The sequence below is a fragment of the Bradyrhizobium sp. USDA 4502 genome (genome assembly GCF_054063355.1).
In genome coordinates, this window is record NZ_JBSSGF010000001.1 from 1,076,948 (window position 1) to 1,094,711 (window position 17,764).

General features: G+C 65.4%; 15 protein-coding genes. 9 read left to right on the forward strand and 6 right to left on the reverse strand.

All coding sequences use genetic code 11. The features are described 5' to 3' along the window. Positions 1–10: 10 nt before the first annotated feature. The 4 genes from ACVW1B_RS04865 to ACVW1B_RS04880 form a co-directional block, all read right to left on the reverse strand. A complete protein-coding gene (locus ACVW1B_RS04865) occupies positions 11–1,636 on the reverse strand; it encodes an ABC transporter ATP-binding protein (RefSeq protein WP_456821253.1) in 1,626 nt (541 codons plus the stop codon). Continuing rightward, positions 1,633–2,463, reverse strand: a complete 831-nt coding sequence (locus ACVW1B_RS04870) for an ABC transporter permease (RefSeq protein WP_456821254.1) — start codon at positions 2,461–2,463, stop codon at positions 1,633–1,635. The genes ACVW1B_RS04865 and ACVW1B_RS04870 overlap by 4 nt, the downstream gene beginning before the upstream one ends. A 2-nt stretch (positions 2,464–2,465) precedes the next feature. Next, entirely contained in the window at positions 2,466–3,443 is a 978-nt protein-coding gene (locus tag ACVW1B_RS04875) for an ABC transporter permease (protein ID WP_038383993.1), read from the reverse strand. Between the two features lie 237 nt (positions 3,444–3,680). Next, complete coding sequence (locus tag ACVW1B_RS04880) at positions 3,681–5,294, reverse strand: ABC transporter substrate-binding protein (RefSeq protein WP_456821255.1); 1,614 nt, start codon at positions 5,292–5,294, stop codon at positions 3,681–3,683. Between the two features lie 433 nt (positions 5,295–5,727). On the opposite strand from ACVW1B_RS04880, the gene ACVW1B_RS04885 reads away from it, so the two are divergent. Next, the gene (locus ACVW1B_RS04885) at positions 5,728–6,027 is read left to right on the forward strand and encodes an HU family DNA-binding protein (protein WP_021077434.1); all 300 of its coding nucleotides are present in this window, start codon (positions 5,728–5,730) and stop codon (positions 6,025–6,027) included. Positions 6,028–6,190: 163 nt separating this feature from the next. Here ACVW1B_RS04885 and ACVW1B_RS04890 read toward each other — a convergent pair whose 3' ends face one another. Next, complete coding sequence (locus ACVW1B_RS04890; RefSeq protein WP_310881804.1) at positions 6,191–6,970, reverse strand: SDR family oxidoreductase; 780 nt, start codon at positions 6,968–6,970, stop codon at positions 6,191–6,193. A 331-nt stretch (positions 6,971–7,301) separates the two neighbouring features. Beyond that, positions 7,302–8,288 (reverse strand): ABC transporter substrate-binding protein, encoded by a 987-nt coding sequence (locus ACVW1B_RS04895; protein WP_456821256.1) that lies wholly within the window; start codon positions 8,286–8,288, stop codon positions 7,302–7,304. A gap of 476 nt (positions 8,289–8,764) precedes the next feature. On the opposite strand from ACVW1B_RS04895, the gene ACVW1B_RS04900 reads away from it, so the two are divergent. From ACVW1B_RS04900 to ACVW1B_RS04935, 8 genes are all read left to right on the forward strand, one after another. Further along, a complete protein-coding gene (locus ACVW1B_RS04900; protein ID WP_028339421.1) occupies positions 8,765–9,859 on the forward strand; it encodes an ABC transporter substrate-binding protein in 1,095 nt (364 codons plus the stop codon). Beyond that, positions 9,837–10,853, forward strand: a complete 1,017-nt coding sequence (locus ACVW1B_RS04905; RefSeq protein ID WP_456821257.1) for an ABC transporter permease — start codon at positions 9,837–9,839, stop codon at positions 10,851–10,853. Before ACVW1B_RS04900 ends, ACVW1B_RS04905 begins: the two co-directional genes overlap by 23 nt. Then, the gene (locus ACVW1B_RS04910; protein WP_456821258.1) at positions 10,847–11,644 is read left to right on the forward strand and encodes an ABC transporter ATP-binding protein; all 798 of its coding nucleotides are present in this window, start codon (positions 10,847–10,849) and stop codon (positions 11,642–11,644) included. Before ACVW1B_RS04905 ends, ACVW1B_RS04910 begins: the two co-directional genes overlap by 7 nt. Beyond that, positions 11,638–12,810, forward strand: coding sequence for an acyl-CoA dehydrogenase family protein (locus ACVW1B_RS04915; protein WP_456821259.1), 1,173 nt, complete (start codon positions 11,638–11,640; stop codon positions 12,808–12,810). The genes ACVW1B_RS04910 and ACVW1B_RS04915 overlap by 7 nt, the downstream gene beginning before the upstream one ends. Before the next feature lie 32 nt (positions 12,811–12,842). Continuing rightward, complete coding sequence (locus ACVW1B_RS04920; protein WP_456821260.1) at positions 12,843–13,937, forward strand: LLM class flavin-dependent oxidoreductase; 1,095 nt, start codon at positions 12,843–12,845, stop codon at positions 13,935–13,937. After that, positions 13,934–14,875, forward strand: a complete 942-nt coding sequence (locus ACVW1B_RS04925; RefSeq protein WP_456821261.1) for an ABC transporter substrate-binding protein — start codon at positions 13,934–13,936, stop codon at positions 14,873–14,875. The genes ACVW1B_RS04920 and ACVW1B_RS04925 overlap by 4 nt, the downstream gene beginning before the upstream one ends. A gap of 545 nt (positions 14,876–15,420) precedes the next feature. Beyond that, on the forward strand, positions 15,421–16,266 hold the full coding sequence (locus ACVW1B_RS04930; protein ID WP_456781329.1) for a CmcJ/NvfI family oxidoreductase: 846 nt from the start codon (positions 15,421–15,423) through the stop codon (positions 16,264–16,266). Positions 16,267–16,475: 209 nt separating this feature from the next. Further along, positions 16,476–17,711 (forward strand): MFS transporter, encoded by a 1,236-nt coding sequence (locus ACVW1B_RS04935; RefSeq protein ID WP_456823001.1) that lies wholly within the window; start codon positions 16,476–16,478, stop codon positions 17,709–17,711. The last annotated feature ends 53 nt before the right edge of the window (positions 17,712–17,764 follow it).

Below are 17,764 nucleotides of genomic sequence, written 5' to 3' on the forward strand. Positions count from 1 at the left end.
GCGTACCCGGCTACACGGTTGCGGTGCCGTGCTCGCGCGCGAACGCGCCGCCGGGGATCGCTGACAGCAGGTCCTGCGTATAGGGGTGCTGCGGCTTGCCGAACACCTCGGCGGTCAGCCCTTGCTCGACCACGGCGCCGTCCTTCATGACGGCGACGAGATCGCAGATCTGGGCGGCGACGCGCAGATCGTGGGTGATGAAGATGATGGAGAGGCCAAGCTGCTGGCGCAGCCCGGCGAGCAGCTTCAAGACCTGCGCCTGCACCGAGACGTCGAGCGCCGAGACCGGCTCGTCGGCCACCAGCACATCCGGCTTCAGCGCCAGCGCGCGGGCGAGCCCGATGCGCTGGCGCTGGCCGCCGGAGAATTCGTGCGGGTAGCGGTCACCCGCGGACGGATCGAGGCCGACCAGCTCGAACAGCTTTCGCGCTTCCGCGATCGCGGTGGCGCGGTCGGTGCCGTGCACGATCGGTCCCTGCGCCACCAGCTCGGCCGCCTTGCGGCGCGGATTGAGCGAGGCGAAGGGATCCTGGAACACCATCTGGATGTGGCGGGTCTCGCGCCTGATATCGTCGCGGCCGAGCTTTGCCCAGTCCTTGCCGTCGAGCACGATCGACCCGGTGTCCGGATCGATCAGCCGCACGATGCAGCGCGCGAGCGTCGATTTGCCCGAACCGGATTCGCCGACGATGCCGAGCGTCGCGCCGCGCGGCAGGTGCAGCGACACGTTCTTGACGGCCTCCGTGATCCGCGCGCCGCGGCCGAGGAAGCCGCCGGTGCGGTAGGTCTTGGAGACGCCGTCGATGGTCAGGATGTCCTTGCCGGAAAGGATGCGCGGCGGCGGCGCCTTCAGCGGCGGAACGGCTGCGATCAGCTGCTTCGTGTAGGCATGCTGCGGATCGTTCAGCACCTTGTCGGCCGTGCCGTGCTCGACGATCGCGCCATGCTGCATCACCACGACGCGGTCGGCGATCTCGGCGACCACGCCGAAATCATGGGTGATGAACAGCACCGCGGTCTTCTTGCGCTGCTGCAAATCGCGGATCAGCTTCAGGATCTGTGCTTGTGTCGTCACGTCGAGCGCGGTGGTCGGCTCGTCCGCGATCAGGAGCTTGGGGTCGAGCGCGAGTGCCATCGCGATCATCGCGCGCTGGCGCTGGCCGCCGGACAGCTCGTGCGGGTAAGCTTTTGCGGCAGCCTTGGGGTAGGGGATGCGGACGTCCTCGAGCAGCGCCAGCACACGAGCATTGATCTCGGCCTTCGAGAGAGCGGTGTGGATCGCAAACATCTCGCCGATCTGGTCGCCGATCGTGCGCAGCGGATTGAGCGCGGTCATCGGCTCCTGGAAGATCATCGCGATGCCGGCGCCGCGCACATCGCGCATTTCGGCGCTGTCGGCGGCGCAGAGGTCGCGGCCGTCGAACATCATCCGGCCCCGTTCGATCGTCACCTCGTTCGGCAGCAGCCGCATGATGGCGTTCGCCATCATCGATTTGCCGGAGCCGGACTCGCCGACCACGCAGAGGATCTCGTTCGACGCAATTGAAAGCGAAACGTCGGACAGCGCATGCGGCCGGTCGGCGCCCTTGGGCAGGCGCACCGTCAGGGCGTCGAGCGAAAGGACCGTGTCTCTCATCGGCTCTTCAGCCTCGGATTGAGCGCATCGTTCAGGCCCTGGCCGACCAGCGACACCGCGAGCACGGTGACGAGGATCGCAATGCCAGGGATTGCCGAGACGTACCATTGCACCCGGAGCACGTCGCGGCCGAGCCCGATCAGATTGCCCCAGGAGGCGACGTTGGGATCGGACAGACGCAGGAAGGCGAGCGCGCTTTCCAGCAGGATCGCGACCGCCATCACCACGCTGGCATAGACGATGACGGGCGGCAGCGCATTGGGCAGGATTTCGCCAAGAATGAGCTGGACGTCCTTCATGCCGAGCGTCTTGCCGGCCTGCACGAATTCGCGGTTGCGCAGCGACAGGAACTCAGCGCGGGTCAGCCGCGCCGGCGCCGGCCACGACACCACGCCAACTGCAATCGTCACCGTGGTCAGGGTCGAGCCGAACACCGCGACCAGCACCAGCAGCAGCACGAAGTTCGGCAGCGTCTGGAATGCCTCGGTGATCCGCATCAAGACATTGTCGACCCAGCCGCCGTAATAGCCGGCGAAGGCGCCGACCAGGATGCCGATCAGGATCGCGATCACGGTGGCGACGCCGCCGATCAGCAGCGAGATCCGCGCGCCGTAGAAGATCTGGGCGGCGATGTCGCGGCCGGAATTGTCGGTGCCGAGCAGGAAGCGCGGATTGGAGAACGGCCAGATCAGCGGCCGGCCCGCGAGGGCAAGGGGATCGCGCGGATAGAGGAGACCCGCGCTGATTGCCATCGCGATGACAAGCAGCAGCAGGATCAGGCCGATCACCGCGACCGGGCTGCGGAAGTAGCGTTTCACGGCATCCATCGTCAGCCCTCCGCCGCGATGCGCGGATCGAGCCGCGCGTAGAGCAGGTCGACGACGAAGTTCACGGATATGACGAGCAGCGCGGATACGAAGACGATGCCGAGCAGGGTGTTGAGGTCGCGCTGCACCACCGATTCATAGGCGAGGCGGCCGAGGCCGGGCAGGGAGAACACGCTCTCCACCACGACCGAGCCGCCGAGCATGGTGCCGGCCTGCAATCCGATCAGCGTCACCATCGGCAGCAGCGCGTTGCGCAGCACATGGCGGGTGATGACATGGGTCTCGTCCAGCCCCTTGGCGCGGGCGGTGCGGACGAAATCGAGGTTCAGGACCTCAAGCATCGAGGCGCGCATGATGCGCAAATAGATCGCGAGGAAGATCAGCCCGAGCGTCAGCGTCGGCAGCACCAGATGCGCCGCGATATCGAGCACGCGCCATATTCCGGTCTGGACGTTGCCGATATCCTCGAAGCCGCCCGGCGGCAGCCACTGCAGATAGACCGAAAACACCACGATCGCCATCAGCCCGAACCAGAACGAGGGCGTGGCGTAGAAGATCAGGCCGAGCGTGGAGATCATCGTGTCCGGCCAGCGGTTGACGCCGCGCGCGGCGATCACGCCGAACACGAGGCCAAAGAAGAACGCGAATGACAGCGACGCCGTCATCAATAGGATGGTCGGCGGCAGCCGTTCCAGGATCACGGTCGCCACCGGCTTGCCGTAGATCGAGGAGAAGCCGAGGTCGAGCCGGACCAGGTGCCACAGATAGTTCCCGAGCTGCGCCGGAACCGAGAGGTTCAGCCCGTAGAATTTGCGCAGCGCCTCGGCGGTCGCGGCGTCGCCGCCGCCCATCTGCGCCATCAGCGCATCGACGGTGTCGCCCGGCGCGAGCTGCAGCAGCAGGAACACGCCGATCAGGATCAGGAACAGGGTCGGGATCGAGGCGGCGAGCCGCCGCCCCGCAAGGCTCAGGATACGCATATTTTATCTATAGCGTTTTCGAACGATGTGGACACCGGTTCGGGGTGGGCACCGGCCCCTTCTTACCTCGCCCCGCTTGCGGGGAGAGGTCGGATCGCATCGCCAGATGCGATCCGGGTGAGGGGGTACAGGTCTATCGATGGAGCAATATCGTGGAGCGAGCCCCTCACCCCGACCCTCTCCCCGCAAGAGCGGGGCGAGGGAGAAGAGGGCGCCACGCCTAGCGCAGATGTGGCCTCATGCGCTCAGCCAAAGATCGTGCCAGCTCGTCGAGCCCCAGCGCGGCGTGTTGGAGTGGTTGCGCGCCTTGGCCGTGATCACGGTGACGAAGATCTGCTCGATCGGCATCCAGACCGGCAGCTCGGTGTTCACCTCCTTGACGAAATCGGCATAGAGCGCCTTGCGCTTGGCCGGATCGACTTCGGTGGCGGCATCGTCGATGGTCTTGTCGACGGTCTTGTCCTCCCAGCCCCACTGGTTGGTCCACGGCGCGCCCTTGGGCTGGCCGGAGCGGTACCATACCGTGGTCGAGACCGCGGGGTCGTTGCGATACTGGTGCCAGCCGGTCGCGAGATCGAAGGCGTGCTCGTCATAGACCTGCTTGAGGAAGCCGCCGCCGTCGTTGCGTACGATGTCGACCTGGATGCCGACTTCTCCCAGCGACTGCTGGATGAAGGTCGACCACAGCGAGATGTCCTCGCCCCACGGTGCCGGCAGGAGTCTCAGCGAGAAGCGGTTGCCGCTGGAGGCTTTGAAGCCGGCCTCGTCGAGCAGCGCGATCGCCTTGGCCTTGTCATAGGGGTATTGCGGCGTGTTCGGCCCGGGATAGAAGTCGGTCGAGGTCGACGGGATCGGGCCGGTGCCGAGCTTGGCGAAATCGCCCAGGAAATTGTCGATGAAGAACGGCACGTTGATCGCGTGCGCGATGGCGCGGCGGACCCGGATGTCCGCCAGTTCCTTGCGGCGGAAGTTGAACTCGATGGTGTTGGTGCGGGCGTTGCCCTCGTTGCCCTTGGTCTGGACGACGAAGCGCTTGTCCTTGCCGAGCCGCGCCATGTCCGAGATCGTCAGGCCCGAGAACGGGCTGTAGTGCAGCTCGCCGGCCTCCATCTGGGCGGCCGCGGCGGCGCGGTCGGTGATCACCTTCCAGACGATGCGGTCGAGATAGGGCGCGTTCGGCCGCCAGTAGTCCGGGTTGCGGTCGGCGATGATGTATTGCCCGCGCTCGTATTTGACGAATTTGAACGGGCCGGTGCCGACCGGCGCCAGATTGGTCGGGTTCTGCCTGATGTCGCCGCTCTCGTAGAGATGCTTGGCGGAGACGTAGCCGAGGTCGGGCAGGGCCCGGAGCAACAGGTTGAGCGGCATCGGCCGCTCGTAGCGGAAGATCGCGGTCTGCGGATCGGGCGTATCGACCGATGTGAGGAACAGCTGCAGCGTCGATCCGTAGTTGAGGATCTTCTTCCACATGTTCATCGCGGTGAAGGCGACGTCCTCCGAGGTGAACGGCTTGCCGTCGTGCCAGGTGATGCCCTTGCGCAGCTTGAAGGTGACGGTCTTGCCGTCCGGCGTCGCCTCCCAGCTCTCGGCGAGCACGCCGACCGGCTGGCCGTTGGCGTCGAGGTCGACCAGGTTCTCCTGGATCTTGCCGCCGATGATGTAGACGCCGGTCGAGGCCTGGATGCTGGGGTTGAGCTGGCGCTGCTCGGCGCCGTAATGGACGTTGAACACGCCGCCCTTGCGCGGGGTTTCCTGCGCGAATGCCCGCATCGGATTGATGACATTGGCCGCAATCGCGGCCGAGGTCAGAAGGGCCGTGCGGCGGTTGATCTCGAGGCGGCTCAAATCCATACGCGGGTCTCCGGTACTTACATAAAGGCTTGCATCGGGCGGCCAGCCGATCGGTCCTGGCCACGCTTCGCGGATGTTACCTTGGATTGGGAACCCGAGTCATTTTCTAATGCCTCGGCCTTTTGGAGGATCGTTTCCAAAACCTGAAGTGGCCCGCCGCAGCGCTTCGCAACCCGGATTGCGCGCGGCATTGTCGCACTTGGGCCGCGCGAGATGCGCCTGGTGATTCTCTCGAAGGGACGTTTCGGGAGCGCCGAAGCCGCGCAAACCCTGTAATTTTAGGGGTCGGAAGCGCCTTGACTTGAAAAAACACTGGAAAAAACCCTGATTCGGAGGCTGTCCACAGCGATATTGTGGTGGGGAGTGCAGAAAACACTGTTTTTCTCGGCGTTTTCCGCCATATCGTGCCCACTCCAGAATCAATGGAGCAACCATGGCTACCCAACTGTCGAAGTCGCAAGTGATCGAGAAGATCGCGACCACCACCGAACTCTCCAAGCGCGACGTCAAGAACGTTTTGGACTCGCTTGTCGATGTCGGCCACAAGGAGCTGAAGAAGGCCGGGGTGTTCCTCGTCCCCGGCTTCGCGAAGTTCGTTGTGGTCAAGAAGCCTGCGACCAAGGCGCGCAAGGGCACCAACCCCTTCACCGGCGAAGAGATGATGTTCAAGGCCAAGCCGGCCCGGAAGATCGTCCGCGCACGGCCGGTCAAGGCCGCCAAGGACGCGGTTTAAGATGAAAGGCCTCCGGTGACGGAGGCCTTTTGCTTTTGAGCCGTCGCTTCCTGCCGTTGGTTGCCAGCCCGCGTTTTCCAGCGAGTGGACACCGGTTCGCGTGAAGAAAACGCGCCAAAGCAGAATCTGGAGCTCCGGTCTGGTTTGAACCAGGACCGGGGCTCTAGACTACCGGCGACCGGCCACCATCGACATTGATGGCGGTGCCGGTGATGTAGGAGCCTTGCTCCGAGGCCAGGAAGCAGGCGAGGTTGGCGAACTCCTCCGCCGTGCCGATGCGGCCGAGCGGCGTGCCCTTGGCAAGGCCCTTGGCGAATTCCCCGAAATCCGTGTTCGGCGCCTGGGCAGCATGCCGCTTGACCCATTGATCGCTCATGATCAGGCCGACCAGCAGCGCGTTCACCAGGATGTTGTGCTCGCCGCCTTCATTGGCCATCACCTTGGTCAGTGCCATGCCGGCCGCGCGCGACACCGAGGTCGGCGCGGAATTGCCGGCCGGCGCCTTGGCGAAGGTGTTGAGCACGTTGATGATGCGGCCCCATCTGCGCTGCTTCATGCCCGGCCATACCAGCCGGCTGAAGCGGATCGCGGCGAACAGTTTCAGGTCGAGGTCCTCCTGCCAGGCCTCGTCGCTGATGCTCTCGAACGCCAGCGTGCGCGCCGTGCCGGCGTTGTTGACGAGAACGTCGATCTTGCCGAGATCGGCAACGATCTGGTCGTGAGCCTTGCTGATGTCGGAAGCCTTCGCGACGTCGCAGACATAATCGCGTACCACAAGGCCGTCCCTGGCGAGCGCTTCGCGCGCCGCAGCGAGGTCGGCCGCGCCGCGGGCGAGGATCGCGACCCTGGCGCCGGATTCGGCAAACCGCCGCGCCACCGCGATCCCGATGCCCTTGCTGCCGCCGGTAACCACCGCGACGCGGTCCTTCATTGATAGGTTCATTGTTGTTCTCCCTGGGGCTGGCCCGGAGAGGACGCTATCAAACCGACAGCGCGACCAACAAGGTCATGCAGAGCAGGTGTGCTGTGACAATCAGTGCGAGATGGAGCGGACCGGACATCGGAGATCTCCATGGTGGTGCGCGGCTTATTTGTCGTCAGGCGAGCACCGCCGTCTGTCGCCCTCCCCCTGAAAGGGGGAGGGCGGGGTGGGGGTTGCTCTCCACGGACGCCGGCGTCTGCGGAGGCAGGATCCCCACCCGGATTGCTGTGCAATCCGACCTCCCCTTTGCAAGGGGAGGTGAGGAAAGAGCGTGCCCGGTTCACGCGCGCCGCTAGTTCAAGCTCGCGCTCGCCGTGAAGCTGCGGTCGACAGCCTTGCCGACATCCAGCGTCTTGCCGAGGATGCCGTAGCGGGTGGCGCGATCGGAGGCGGCCTGCACCTGCTTCACCACGGCCTCGTCGATCGCGATCGGGCTCGTCTTCTGCGCGGTGTAGGCGGCGAGCAGCACGTCCTCCGGCAGTTTTGTGAGCTCGGCCGTGTTCCTGGCGTACTCGGCGAGATGGTCGAGCGACCACAGCCGCGCCTTGTTGAGCCGCTGCACCAGGTCCTGCACCGCCGCGCGCTTGGTTGCGATCGCGTTGTCGGAGGCGACGATGAAGGTGACGGTCGGCGTCAGCCCTTCGCCGTCGGCGACGACGCGCGCCTTGTCCTTCAGCGTGGCGTAGGAGATGTACGGCTCCCACACCGCCCAGGCGTCGATCGAGCCGGCGAGCAGCGCGATCTTGGCGTCGACCGGGCCGAGCGGGGCGAAGGTCGCGTCCTCGATCCTGCTGCCGGCCTTCTCCAGCGTCGCGTTGATCAGGAATTGGCCCCAGCCGCCGCGGGTGCCGGCGAGGCGCTTGCCCTTCAGATCGGCCGCCGTCTTGATCGGTGAATCCCCGCGCACCAGGATCGCCTGCGTCCGCGCATCGGAGCGCGTGCCGCCGATCGCCTTGATCGGCGCGCCCGACGCATAGACCGTGAGGAAGGACAGATCGCCGGTGTAGCCGACGTCGAGCGCGCCGGCGTTGATCGCTTCCAGGATCGGGGCTGCGGCGGGGAATTCCGACCACTCGATCTTGTAGGGCAGATCCTTGGCGAGGCCGGAAATCTCCAGCAGCGAGCGGTTGCCGCCCTTCTGGTCGCCGACGCGCAGCACGATCGCGTCGGCCGCGAGCGCCGCAGCCGATGTCGACAGCGTGATCACGGCCGTGATCAGCGCTGCCGCCGTGCGGCGGGTGAGAGAATAGGCAGGGCCCGAGCGGGTCAGTTTGCGCATATGAATTTTCTTCCTGATTCATTCGCTGCGCCGCGGAACGCGCGGCAGCGTTCGATCAAGTCTATGAGCAAGCCGTTCGCCGTCAACGAAACGGAAATCTGAATTCGCCGGCTGCGCGGCAAGGATGATCTCGTCAAGCAGGCCGCGCGTAGAAGACATCGCGCATGCGGCCGCAAAACGCCTAAATTTGATGCAGTCACGGGTGATCGCGCCGCATCTCCGTCTGGGACGATCGTGAAAATCCTTTCATCGCCGCGCGATGCGATCGTGGAGAGTTTAGCTGTGGCGCCGACAACATTCGAAATTCCATTTCATTGACGATGATCTTGTCGCGCCGCATCATTTGCATGTTGCTTTGAGTGCAATCGCGCCGGAGAAATCCGCTTTTTTCTGAACCATGTGCTTCGAACGACGGGGCGTGCAAACGGAGACGTTTTGCGCGCGGGGCGGAGCCTTGCCGAAATGCAGGAGTGATGATGTCGAGAGATAACAAGAAGACGGTGATGGATCGCCGCACATTGCTGCGTGCCGGCGCCGCCGCGGCCTTTGCCGCGCCGATCGGGGCCTATAGCGCACAGGCCTTCGCGCCACGGGCGATCACGCCGGCGATCGACTTCTCCGAATTCCCGATCTGCAAGACCGCATCCGATGCACCGGCTTTGACCGGCGCGCCGCGCAAGCTGAAGCTGTCCTGGAACGCCGGCGCGGTCTGCCTTGCGCCGCTGCCGGTCGCGATCGACCACGGCTTCTTCCAGAAGCAGAATCTCGACGTCGAGCTGGTCAACTATTCGGGTTCGACCGACCAGCTGCTGGAGGCGATCGCCACCGGCAAGAGCGACGCCGGTCTCGGCATGGCGCTGCGCTGGTTGAAGCCGCTGGAGCAGGGCTTTGACGTCAAGATCGCTGCCGGCACCCATGGCGGTTGCATGCGCGTCCTGACTCGCACTAATTCCGGCATAGGCAAGCTCGCCGATCTCAAGGGCAAGATCGTCGCGGTCGGCGATCTCGCCGGTCCCGACAAGAATTTCTTCTCGATCCAGCTGGCCAAGCTCGGCATCGACCCGATCAAGGACGTCGACTGGCGCGCCTATCCCGGCAATCTCCTGAACGTTGCGGTCGAGAAGGGCGAGGTGCAGGCCTTCTTGTCGTCGGACCCGCTGGCCTATCTCTGGTTGAAGGATGCGCAGTACAAGGAGGTCGCCTCCAACCTCGACGGCGAATATCGCGACAAGAGCTGCTGCATCGTCGGCCTGCGCGGCAGCCTGGTGCGCGAGGAGCCTCAAGTCGCGCGCGCCATCACCCAGGCGCTGCTCGACGCCGCGATGTTCACCTCGCAGAACCCGGACAAGGCGGCGAAGTCGTTCCAACCCTATGCGCCGAAGGCGGCGAGCCTCGCCGATCTCGAGGCAATGGCTCGCTACCACACCCACCACCATCACCCGACCGGCGAAGTGCTCAAGCGCGAGCTGAAGGGCTACGCCGACGACCTCAAGACGGTGCAGGTGTTCAAGCAGAGCACCGACACGGCCAAATTCGCGGAGCGGATCTATGTCGACGTATTCAGTGTCTGACACGACGGCCGCGGCCGCGCCGCGCGCGGCGATCACGCTCGCGGACCTCTCCGGCAGTTACGGTGTCGGCCTTGCGGCGAGCCTCGTCTGGCTCGCATTCGGCCTCTCATGCCTTTATTGGCCCGATGTCGGCGACTGGTCGCGGACCGGATCGCTCGGCATCGGCGCGATCGTCATCGCCGCGTTCATCCTGTTCGGCACATTCAGCGCGGATTATCTCGGCGGCGCCGGGCAGGCGTTGCGCAAACGCGCGCCGTGGCTGGTGGCGTTCGGCGCCTTCGTGACGTTGTGGGAGATCGCCACCGCAAAGTTCGCCTGGCTGCCGCTGCCGTTCTTCCCGCCGCCGCAGTCGATCCTCGAGGTCTATACCGACGATCTGCCAAAACTGCTCGACAGCGTGTTCGCCTCGATCAAGCTGCAGCTCGGCGGCTACATCATCGGCGCAACCGTCGGCTTTATCACCGGTGTCTCGATCGGCTGGTCGCAGAAGATCGGTTACTGGGTGCATCCGGTGCTGCGCTTCATCGGCCCGCTGCCGGCCACGGCCTGGCTGCCGATCGCCTTCTTCACCTTCCCGTCGAGCTGGAGCGCCTCGACCTTCCTGATCGCGCTCGCCACCGGCTTTCCGGTGACGGTCCTGACCTGGTCGGGCGTCGCGAGCGTCAGCAGCGCCTATTACGACGTCGCGCGCACGCTCGGCGCAAAGCCGTCATTCCTGGTGCTGAAGGTCGCGATCCCCGCCGCGCTGCCGCATGTGTTCGTCGGCCTGTTCATGGGGCTCGGCTCGTCCTTCGCCGTGCTCGTCGTCGCCGAGATGATCGGCGTCAAGGCCGGGCTCGGCTGGTACCTGCAATGGGCGCAGGGTTGGGCGGCCTACGCCAACATGTATGCGGCGCTGATCGTGATGTCGCTGCTCTGCTCCGGCGCGATCACGCTCTTGTTCCGCACCCGCGACCGCCTGCTGGTCTGGCAGAAGGGCGTCGTCAAATGGTAGCGCAGTCCGCAGCTGAGGCGATCACCTATCCGGCGGTCGGCGCCGAGCTCGATATCGAAGGCGTCAGCCACGCCTTCGATATCGATGGCGCCACGCTGCCGGTGCTCGACAATGTCAACCTCGCGATCGCGCCGGGCGAGTTCGTCGCGCTGCTCGGCCCGTCCGGCTGCGGCAAGTCGACCTTGCTTCGGCTGGTCGCGGGGCTGGAGAAGCCGCGCGCAGGCACGCTGCGCGAGGATGAAGTCCGCATCGCCGGCCCGCATCCGTCGCGGGTTGTCGTGTTCCAGGATCCGACGCTGTTTCCGTGGCGCACGGTGTGGGACAATGTCGCGCTTGGCCTCGAAGCGCAGGGCATCCTGAAGGCGCAGCGTCACCGCGTCGATGACGTCATCGAGCTGGTCGGCCTGTCCTCGTTCCGCAACGCTTATCCGCACCAGCTGTCCGGCGGCATGGCGCAGCGCGTGGCGCTGGCGCGCGCGCTGGTCAACGAGCCGAAGATCCTGGTGCTCGATGAGCCGCTCGGCAAGCTCGATTCGCTGACGCGGATCGCCATGCAGTCAGAACTCGTCGCGCTCTGGCAGCGCAAAGGCTTCACCACGCTGTTGGTCACCCATGACGTCGAGGAGGCGCTGGTGCTCGCCAACCGCGTCATCGTACTCTCCGATCGGCCGGCGCGGATCAAGGCGGACATCGCCGTCGCCCGGCCGTACCCGCGGCATCGCGGCGATCCTTATCTGGCCGAGCTGCGCAAGCAGATCCTCGGCCTGCTCGGACTGGAGGCGACATGGTGACATCTGCGGCGAGGGAGCTGCATCCGGCGGACGAGCCCGAGCACATCGCGCGCGTGTTGCGGCTCGCCGCCGTGTTTGCAGCGCGTGCACCGGCGCACGACCGCGATGCCAGCTTTCCGTTCGAGAATTTCGCCGATCTCTCGCGCGAAGGCCTGCTGGCGCTGACCGTGCCGGCCGCGCTCGGCGGCGGCGGAGCAGGTGCCCGCGACGCCACGCGCGTGCTCGGCATCATCGGCAAGGCCGATCCGTCGACCGCGCTGGTGCTGTCGATGCATTACATCCAGCATCTGGTGATGGCGCACAGCATGCGCTGGCCGGGCCGGCTGTCGCGCAAGCTCGCCAGGGAAACGGTCGAGGGCGTGGCGCTGATCAACGCGCTCCGCGTCGAGCCCGAACTCGGCTCGCCCGCGCGCGGCGGCCTGCCGGCGACCACGGCGCGCCGCACCGAGACCGGCTGGCGGCTGACCGGCAAGAAGATCTATTCGACCGGCGCGCCGATCCTGAAATGGTATTCGGTCTGGGCAAAGACCGATGAGCCGGAGACCCGTGTCGGCTTGTTTCTGGTTCCGGCCGGGTTGCCGGGAACGCGGATCGAGGAGAGCTGGGACCACCTTGGCCTGCGCGCCAGCGGCAGCCACACCGTGATCTTCGACGACGTGGTGTTTCCGCTGGATTACGAGATCGACGTCCGCAGGCCCGACGACTGGAAGGTTCCTGACGTGACCCAGGCGACCGTGCATGCGATCTTCGTCGCCGCGATCTACGACGGCATCGCCCGCGCGGCCCGCGACTGGCTGGTCGAATTCCTGAAGGAGCGGGTGCCCGCCAATCTCGGCGCGCCGCTCGCGACCCTGCCGCGGATGCAGGAGGTCGTCGGCGCGATCGAGGCCCGCCTTGCGGTCAATGCTCGCCTGATCGACAGCTTCGCCGCCGATTTCGATAACGGCTTCCCGCTGTTCGCGATCGAGTCTAACATCATCAAGCTGACGGTGACCAATAACGCCGCGGCAGTGGTGGAGGATGCCTTGTCGCTGACCAGCAATCACGGCCTGTCGCGCACCAATCCGCTGGAGCGGCATTACCGTGACGTGCTGTGTGGCCGCGTCCATACCCCGCAAGACGATGCCACCCGTGTCTCCGCCGGACGCTTCGCGCTGGGCGTCTGAAAACAATAGCCAACAACAACGGAGTTCCCGTCATGCCGGTCGAGTTCATCGGCTTCATCACCAACAACAATGCCTCCGAGACCATCGTCCGCTCAGGCCCGGTGCTCGATCCGCCCTATATCGAGACGGTGGCCAAGGCCCATGAGCTCGCCGGTTTCGATCGCGCGCTGCTGGCGTTCCACTCCACCACGCCGGATGCGTTGCAGGTCGCGCAGCATGTCCTGACCATCACCAAGCAGCTCAAGGTGATGATCGCGCAGCGCCCGGGCTTCACCGCGCCGACGCTGCTGGCGCGGCAGCTTGCGACGCTGGATCAGTTCTATGGCGGCCGCGTCTCGCTGCACGTCATCACCGGCGGCAACGCCATCGAGCTGCGCCAGGACGGCAACACGCTCGACGACAAGGACGAGCGTTACGCCCGCACCAGCGAATTCCTCGACGTGGTGCGGCTGGAGTGGACCAGCGAGAAGCCGTTCAACTACAGCGGCAAGTATTACAACGTCGAGAACGGCTTCTCGCAGGTGAAGCCGTTGCAGAAGGGCGGCATCTACACCTTCGTCGGCGGCGGCTCGGACGCCGCGGTCGAGGTCGCGGGCAAGCACGCCGATACTTTCGCGCTGTGGGGCGAGTCCTACGCGCAGGTGCGCGACGTCACCGCGCGGGTGCGCGCCGCCGCGGCCAGGCACGGAAGGCCGACGCCGCGCTTCAGCCTGTCGGTGCGGCCGATCCTCGCCGACACCGAGGAGAAGGCGTGGAAGAAGGCGGAACATATCCTCGAGCGCGCCACCGCGCTGCAGGACCAGACCGGCTATCGCCGTCCCAACCATGCGACCGACGGCGCCAAGCGGCTGCTGGCGCTCGCCGATCAGGGCACGCGCATCGACAAGCGGCTGTGGACCGAGATCGCCAAACTGACGGGCGCCAACAGCAACACCACGGCGCTGGTCGGCACACCCGAGCAGGTCGCCGAGGTATTCGGCGATTATTACGATCTCGGCGTCAGCCACTTCCTGATCCGCGGCTTCGATCCGCTGGTCGATGCGATCGATTATGGCCGGGCGCTGATCCCGCTGACCCGCAAGCTGATCGAAGCGCGCGACCAGCAGCAGGGGATTGCCGCCGAATGATCCGTCTCATTGTTGCGGCAGTGCTTGCGCTCGTCGCCGTCGACGCGGCCTTCGCGCAGACCACGCTGCGCGTCGGCGACCAGAAGGGCAATTCGCAGGCCGTGATGGAAGCGGCCGGTGTGCTCAAGGACGTTCCCTACAAGATCGAGTGGAAGGAGTTCGCCGCAGCCGCGCCGCTGCTGGAGGCCCTGGGCGCAGGCGCGATCGATACCGGGCTGGTCGGCGACGCGCCGTTCACCTTCGCGGCGGCCGCCAAAATTCCGGTCAAGGCGATCGCCGCGGTGCGGCAGTCGCGCGACGGGCTCGCGGTCGTGGTGCCGGAGAACTCCGCGATCAAGAGCTTCGACGATCTGCGCGGCAAGAAGATCGCAACCGGCCGCGGCTCGATCGGCCATCAGCTGATCCTGGCGGCGCTGGAATCCAGGGGTTGGCAGGCGAACGACGTGCAGATCGTGTTCCTCGCGCCGTCGGATGCCAAGGTCGCCTACACGCAAGGTTCGGTCGACGCCTGGTCGACCTGGGAGCCTTATGTGAGCCAGGAAGAGGTGCTGTTCAAGTCGCGCCGCGTCATCACGGCCGACGGCATCACGCCCGGCCTCGGCTTCCAGGTCGCAACGCCCGATGCGATCAAGGACAAGCGCGTCGAGCTCGAGGATTTCGTGCGGCGGTTGGCGGCCGCACGCGCATGGTCGCAGAACAATGTCGAGGGCTACGCCGCCACCTGGGGCAGGCTGATGAACATCCCGCCCGCGGTGGCGGTGAACTGGCTGACGCGGGCCAAGATCCGCATCGCGCCGATCGACGACAGCGTGGTGGCTGACGAGCAGAAGACCATCGACCTCTACGACCGCTGGGGCCTGATCCGGCAGAAGATCAACGCCGCCGACGTCGTCGATCGCTCGTTTGGCACCGCGGTCGAGAAGGGCGCGGGACTGTAGGCAGTCTGCAAGCGACACCAGCGTCGTCCTGGCGAAAGCCAGGACCCATTGCCCCGGATGGCAGTTGTTGTACGACGCTGGGGCCGCGATCCCGCTCACTATCAAATTCAGTGGTAATGGGTCCTGGCTTTCGCCAGGACGGCGGGTGCTTGCACGATTTCGGAATATTGGAAATGTATCCCTGATTTGCCCGACGTGTCAAGCTGCCCTGTCGAAGTGCCCTGTCGAAGGTGCCCTGTCGAAGGCCGGCAGCCGCGAGGTCCTTTGCATGGGGTTGTTTTCGATATTTTGCCGACGCATCTGCGGGGGCCCTGCAAGCGGGAGATGTGGATCGTCTGCGCGGAAGCGATTCAACGCCGCACCATTGCACCGCTAACGAACCCGTGATTCAAAACATCCATTCGTCCGCGGGCTGCCGCGCGGCAAGGATTTTCCCCGTTTGGCACGTTCCAAAACGGCAACGTTGCTATTTTCGCCGCGGCCTTGTCGCTTCCTCCGGCGCTGCCAAGATCCAACAGACGAACAATCGAGTCCGGGAGATCACCATGGGCCTTCAACAAACTCGCATCGAGTCGCTGCCGTTTGTGACCGCTGAACTGAATTATCTCGCGCCGACGCCGGGCAAGCCCCGGACCTACGCCTTCGATCCGCCGCCCGGCGAACCCAAATCCACCGCGCTGCCCGAAGCCCACAACGTTCCGATCTTTGACGGGCGTTTGATCGCCGACAGCTTCTCGCTCGACCGCGAGGGCTTTGCGCTGGTCAAGCATCCGACCAGTGTGAAGGACTATTACGACGAGAACGAAGTCCGCAACGTCTACTACCCGGCCGTGGAAGCCTTCCTGAAGGCGACGCTGAAGGCGGACCGCGTCTTCATCTTCGATCACACCGTGCGCAGGCGCGTCGAGGGCGCGGCTGACATCCGCGGCGGCGGACCGCGCCAGCCGGCAACCCGCGTCCATGTCGACCAGACCGCCGTCTCCGGCCGCAACCGCGTGTTCGAGCACCTGCCCGACGAGGCTGAGCAGCTGGTGAAGGGCCGCGTCCAGGTGATCAATCTGTGGCGCCCGATCCGCGGGCCATTGCGCGATTCACCGCTTGCGATGGCCGACGGTACGACAGTGGCGCCGGAGGATCTGATCGCCTCCGACCTGATCTATCCGAACCGCAGCGGCGAGACCTATTCGGTGAAGTACAATCCGAACCATCGCTGGTTCTACATTCCCGAGATGACGCCGGACGAGGCGATCCTGCTGAAATGCTACGATTCGGCGACCGACGGCCGGACGCGGTTCGGGCCGCATACCGCGTTTGTCGATCCGACCACGCCCGCAGACGCCGCGCCGCGCGAGAGCATCGAGCTGCGCACGCTGGTGTTCCATAAGCAGTGAGGGACGCAGTCCCCACAAACTCGTCATGCCCGGGCTCGTCCCGGGCATCCACGTCTTTGGTTCTGCGTGAAGATAGACGTGGATGGCCGGGACAAGCCCGGCCATGACGGCGTCGAGGCAGCAGCATTGCCTCCAAAGTTGGCACCATCCGCCCAATAATGTTACGCCCGTCGCCAAACCGCTCGGGGAAGAGGCGATTCGTGGACGGCGTGGTGACGAAGGAAGAGGCGGGGATCGGGTTCCGCGCCCTGGTGCTTGCACTTCTGGTATTGGCCTCCGGCCACATGCTGTCGACGCTGCTGCGGACCATCCCGGCGATCAGTCTCGATCTGATGGCGTCGGATTTCGGCACCTCGCCGCAGGCGCTCGCGAGCCTCACCTCGATCTATCATTTCTCCTTTGCCGCCTCGCAAATCCCGGTCGGCGCCGCGATGGATCGTTTCGGCGTGCGGCCGGTGTCGCTGAGCCTGCTCGCCGGTACCGTTATCGGAACGCTGGTCTCGGCGCTGGCGACGGGGCCTGCGAGCTTTGTGCTCGGCCAGCTCATGCTCGGCGTCGCCACTTCGGGCATGCTGATGTGCCCGATGACGCTCGCGGCGAAACAGATGTCGGCGACGAAGTTCGGCCTGTGGTCCGGCCTGATCCTCTCGATCGGCAATATCGGCATGCTGCTGTCGGCAAGCCCGCTGGCCTTCGTGGTCGATCAGTTCGGCTGGCGCGCCGGTTTCTGGGTTTCGGCCGGCTTCGGCATTGTCGTGCTGATCGCGGTGTTCGCGCTGGTGCCGCGGCAGCCGGCGGCGCATGCGGATGATTCCTCGCCGCTGCACCAGATGGCCGAGGTACTGCGGCTCGGCATGTCGCGCGGCCTGCGCGGCCTGATCGCGCTGTCGCTGGTGTCGCTCGGCGCGTCGCTGACCTTGCGCGGCTTGTGGGGCGGCCCGTGGCTGATGGACGAGAAAGGGCTGAGCCGGATCGAGGCCGGCAATGTGCTCGGCCTGTTCACGCTGGCGATGATCGTCGGCCCGGCCTGCATCGGCGCTTTCGATCGCAAGTTCGGGCACCGCCGTGCCATGGTGGCGGTGACGCATGCCATCGCCGCGCTGCTGCTCGTCTTGATGGCGGCCGGTGCACCGCATTTCCCGGTCTCGAACCTCTTCGGCGTTGCCGTGATGCCGACGCAATATGACCTGGTGCTGTTGATCCTGATCGGGCTTGCGACGTCGGCGCAGCCGCTGATCTACGGCATGACGCGGCAGCTTGTCGCCGCACAGAACACCGGCAAGGCGCTGTCCTCGGTCAATCTCGCGTTCTTCCTTGGCGCAGCGCTGCTGCAATCGAGCACCGCCGGCGTCGCGGCGCTGTTCGGGCTGCCCGCGGTGCTGCTGTTCATCGCCGGCGCTCTGGTGATCGGGACCGTGCTGTTCCTGGTCTACACCAGGCCCTAAAGCGCGATGAGATTGGGTTGAATCGTCATCGCGCCTTGGCTCTTTTGAGCATG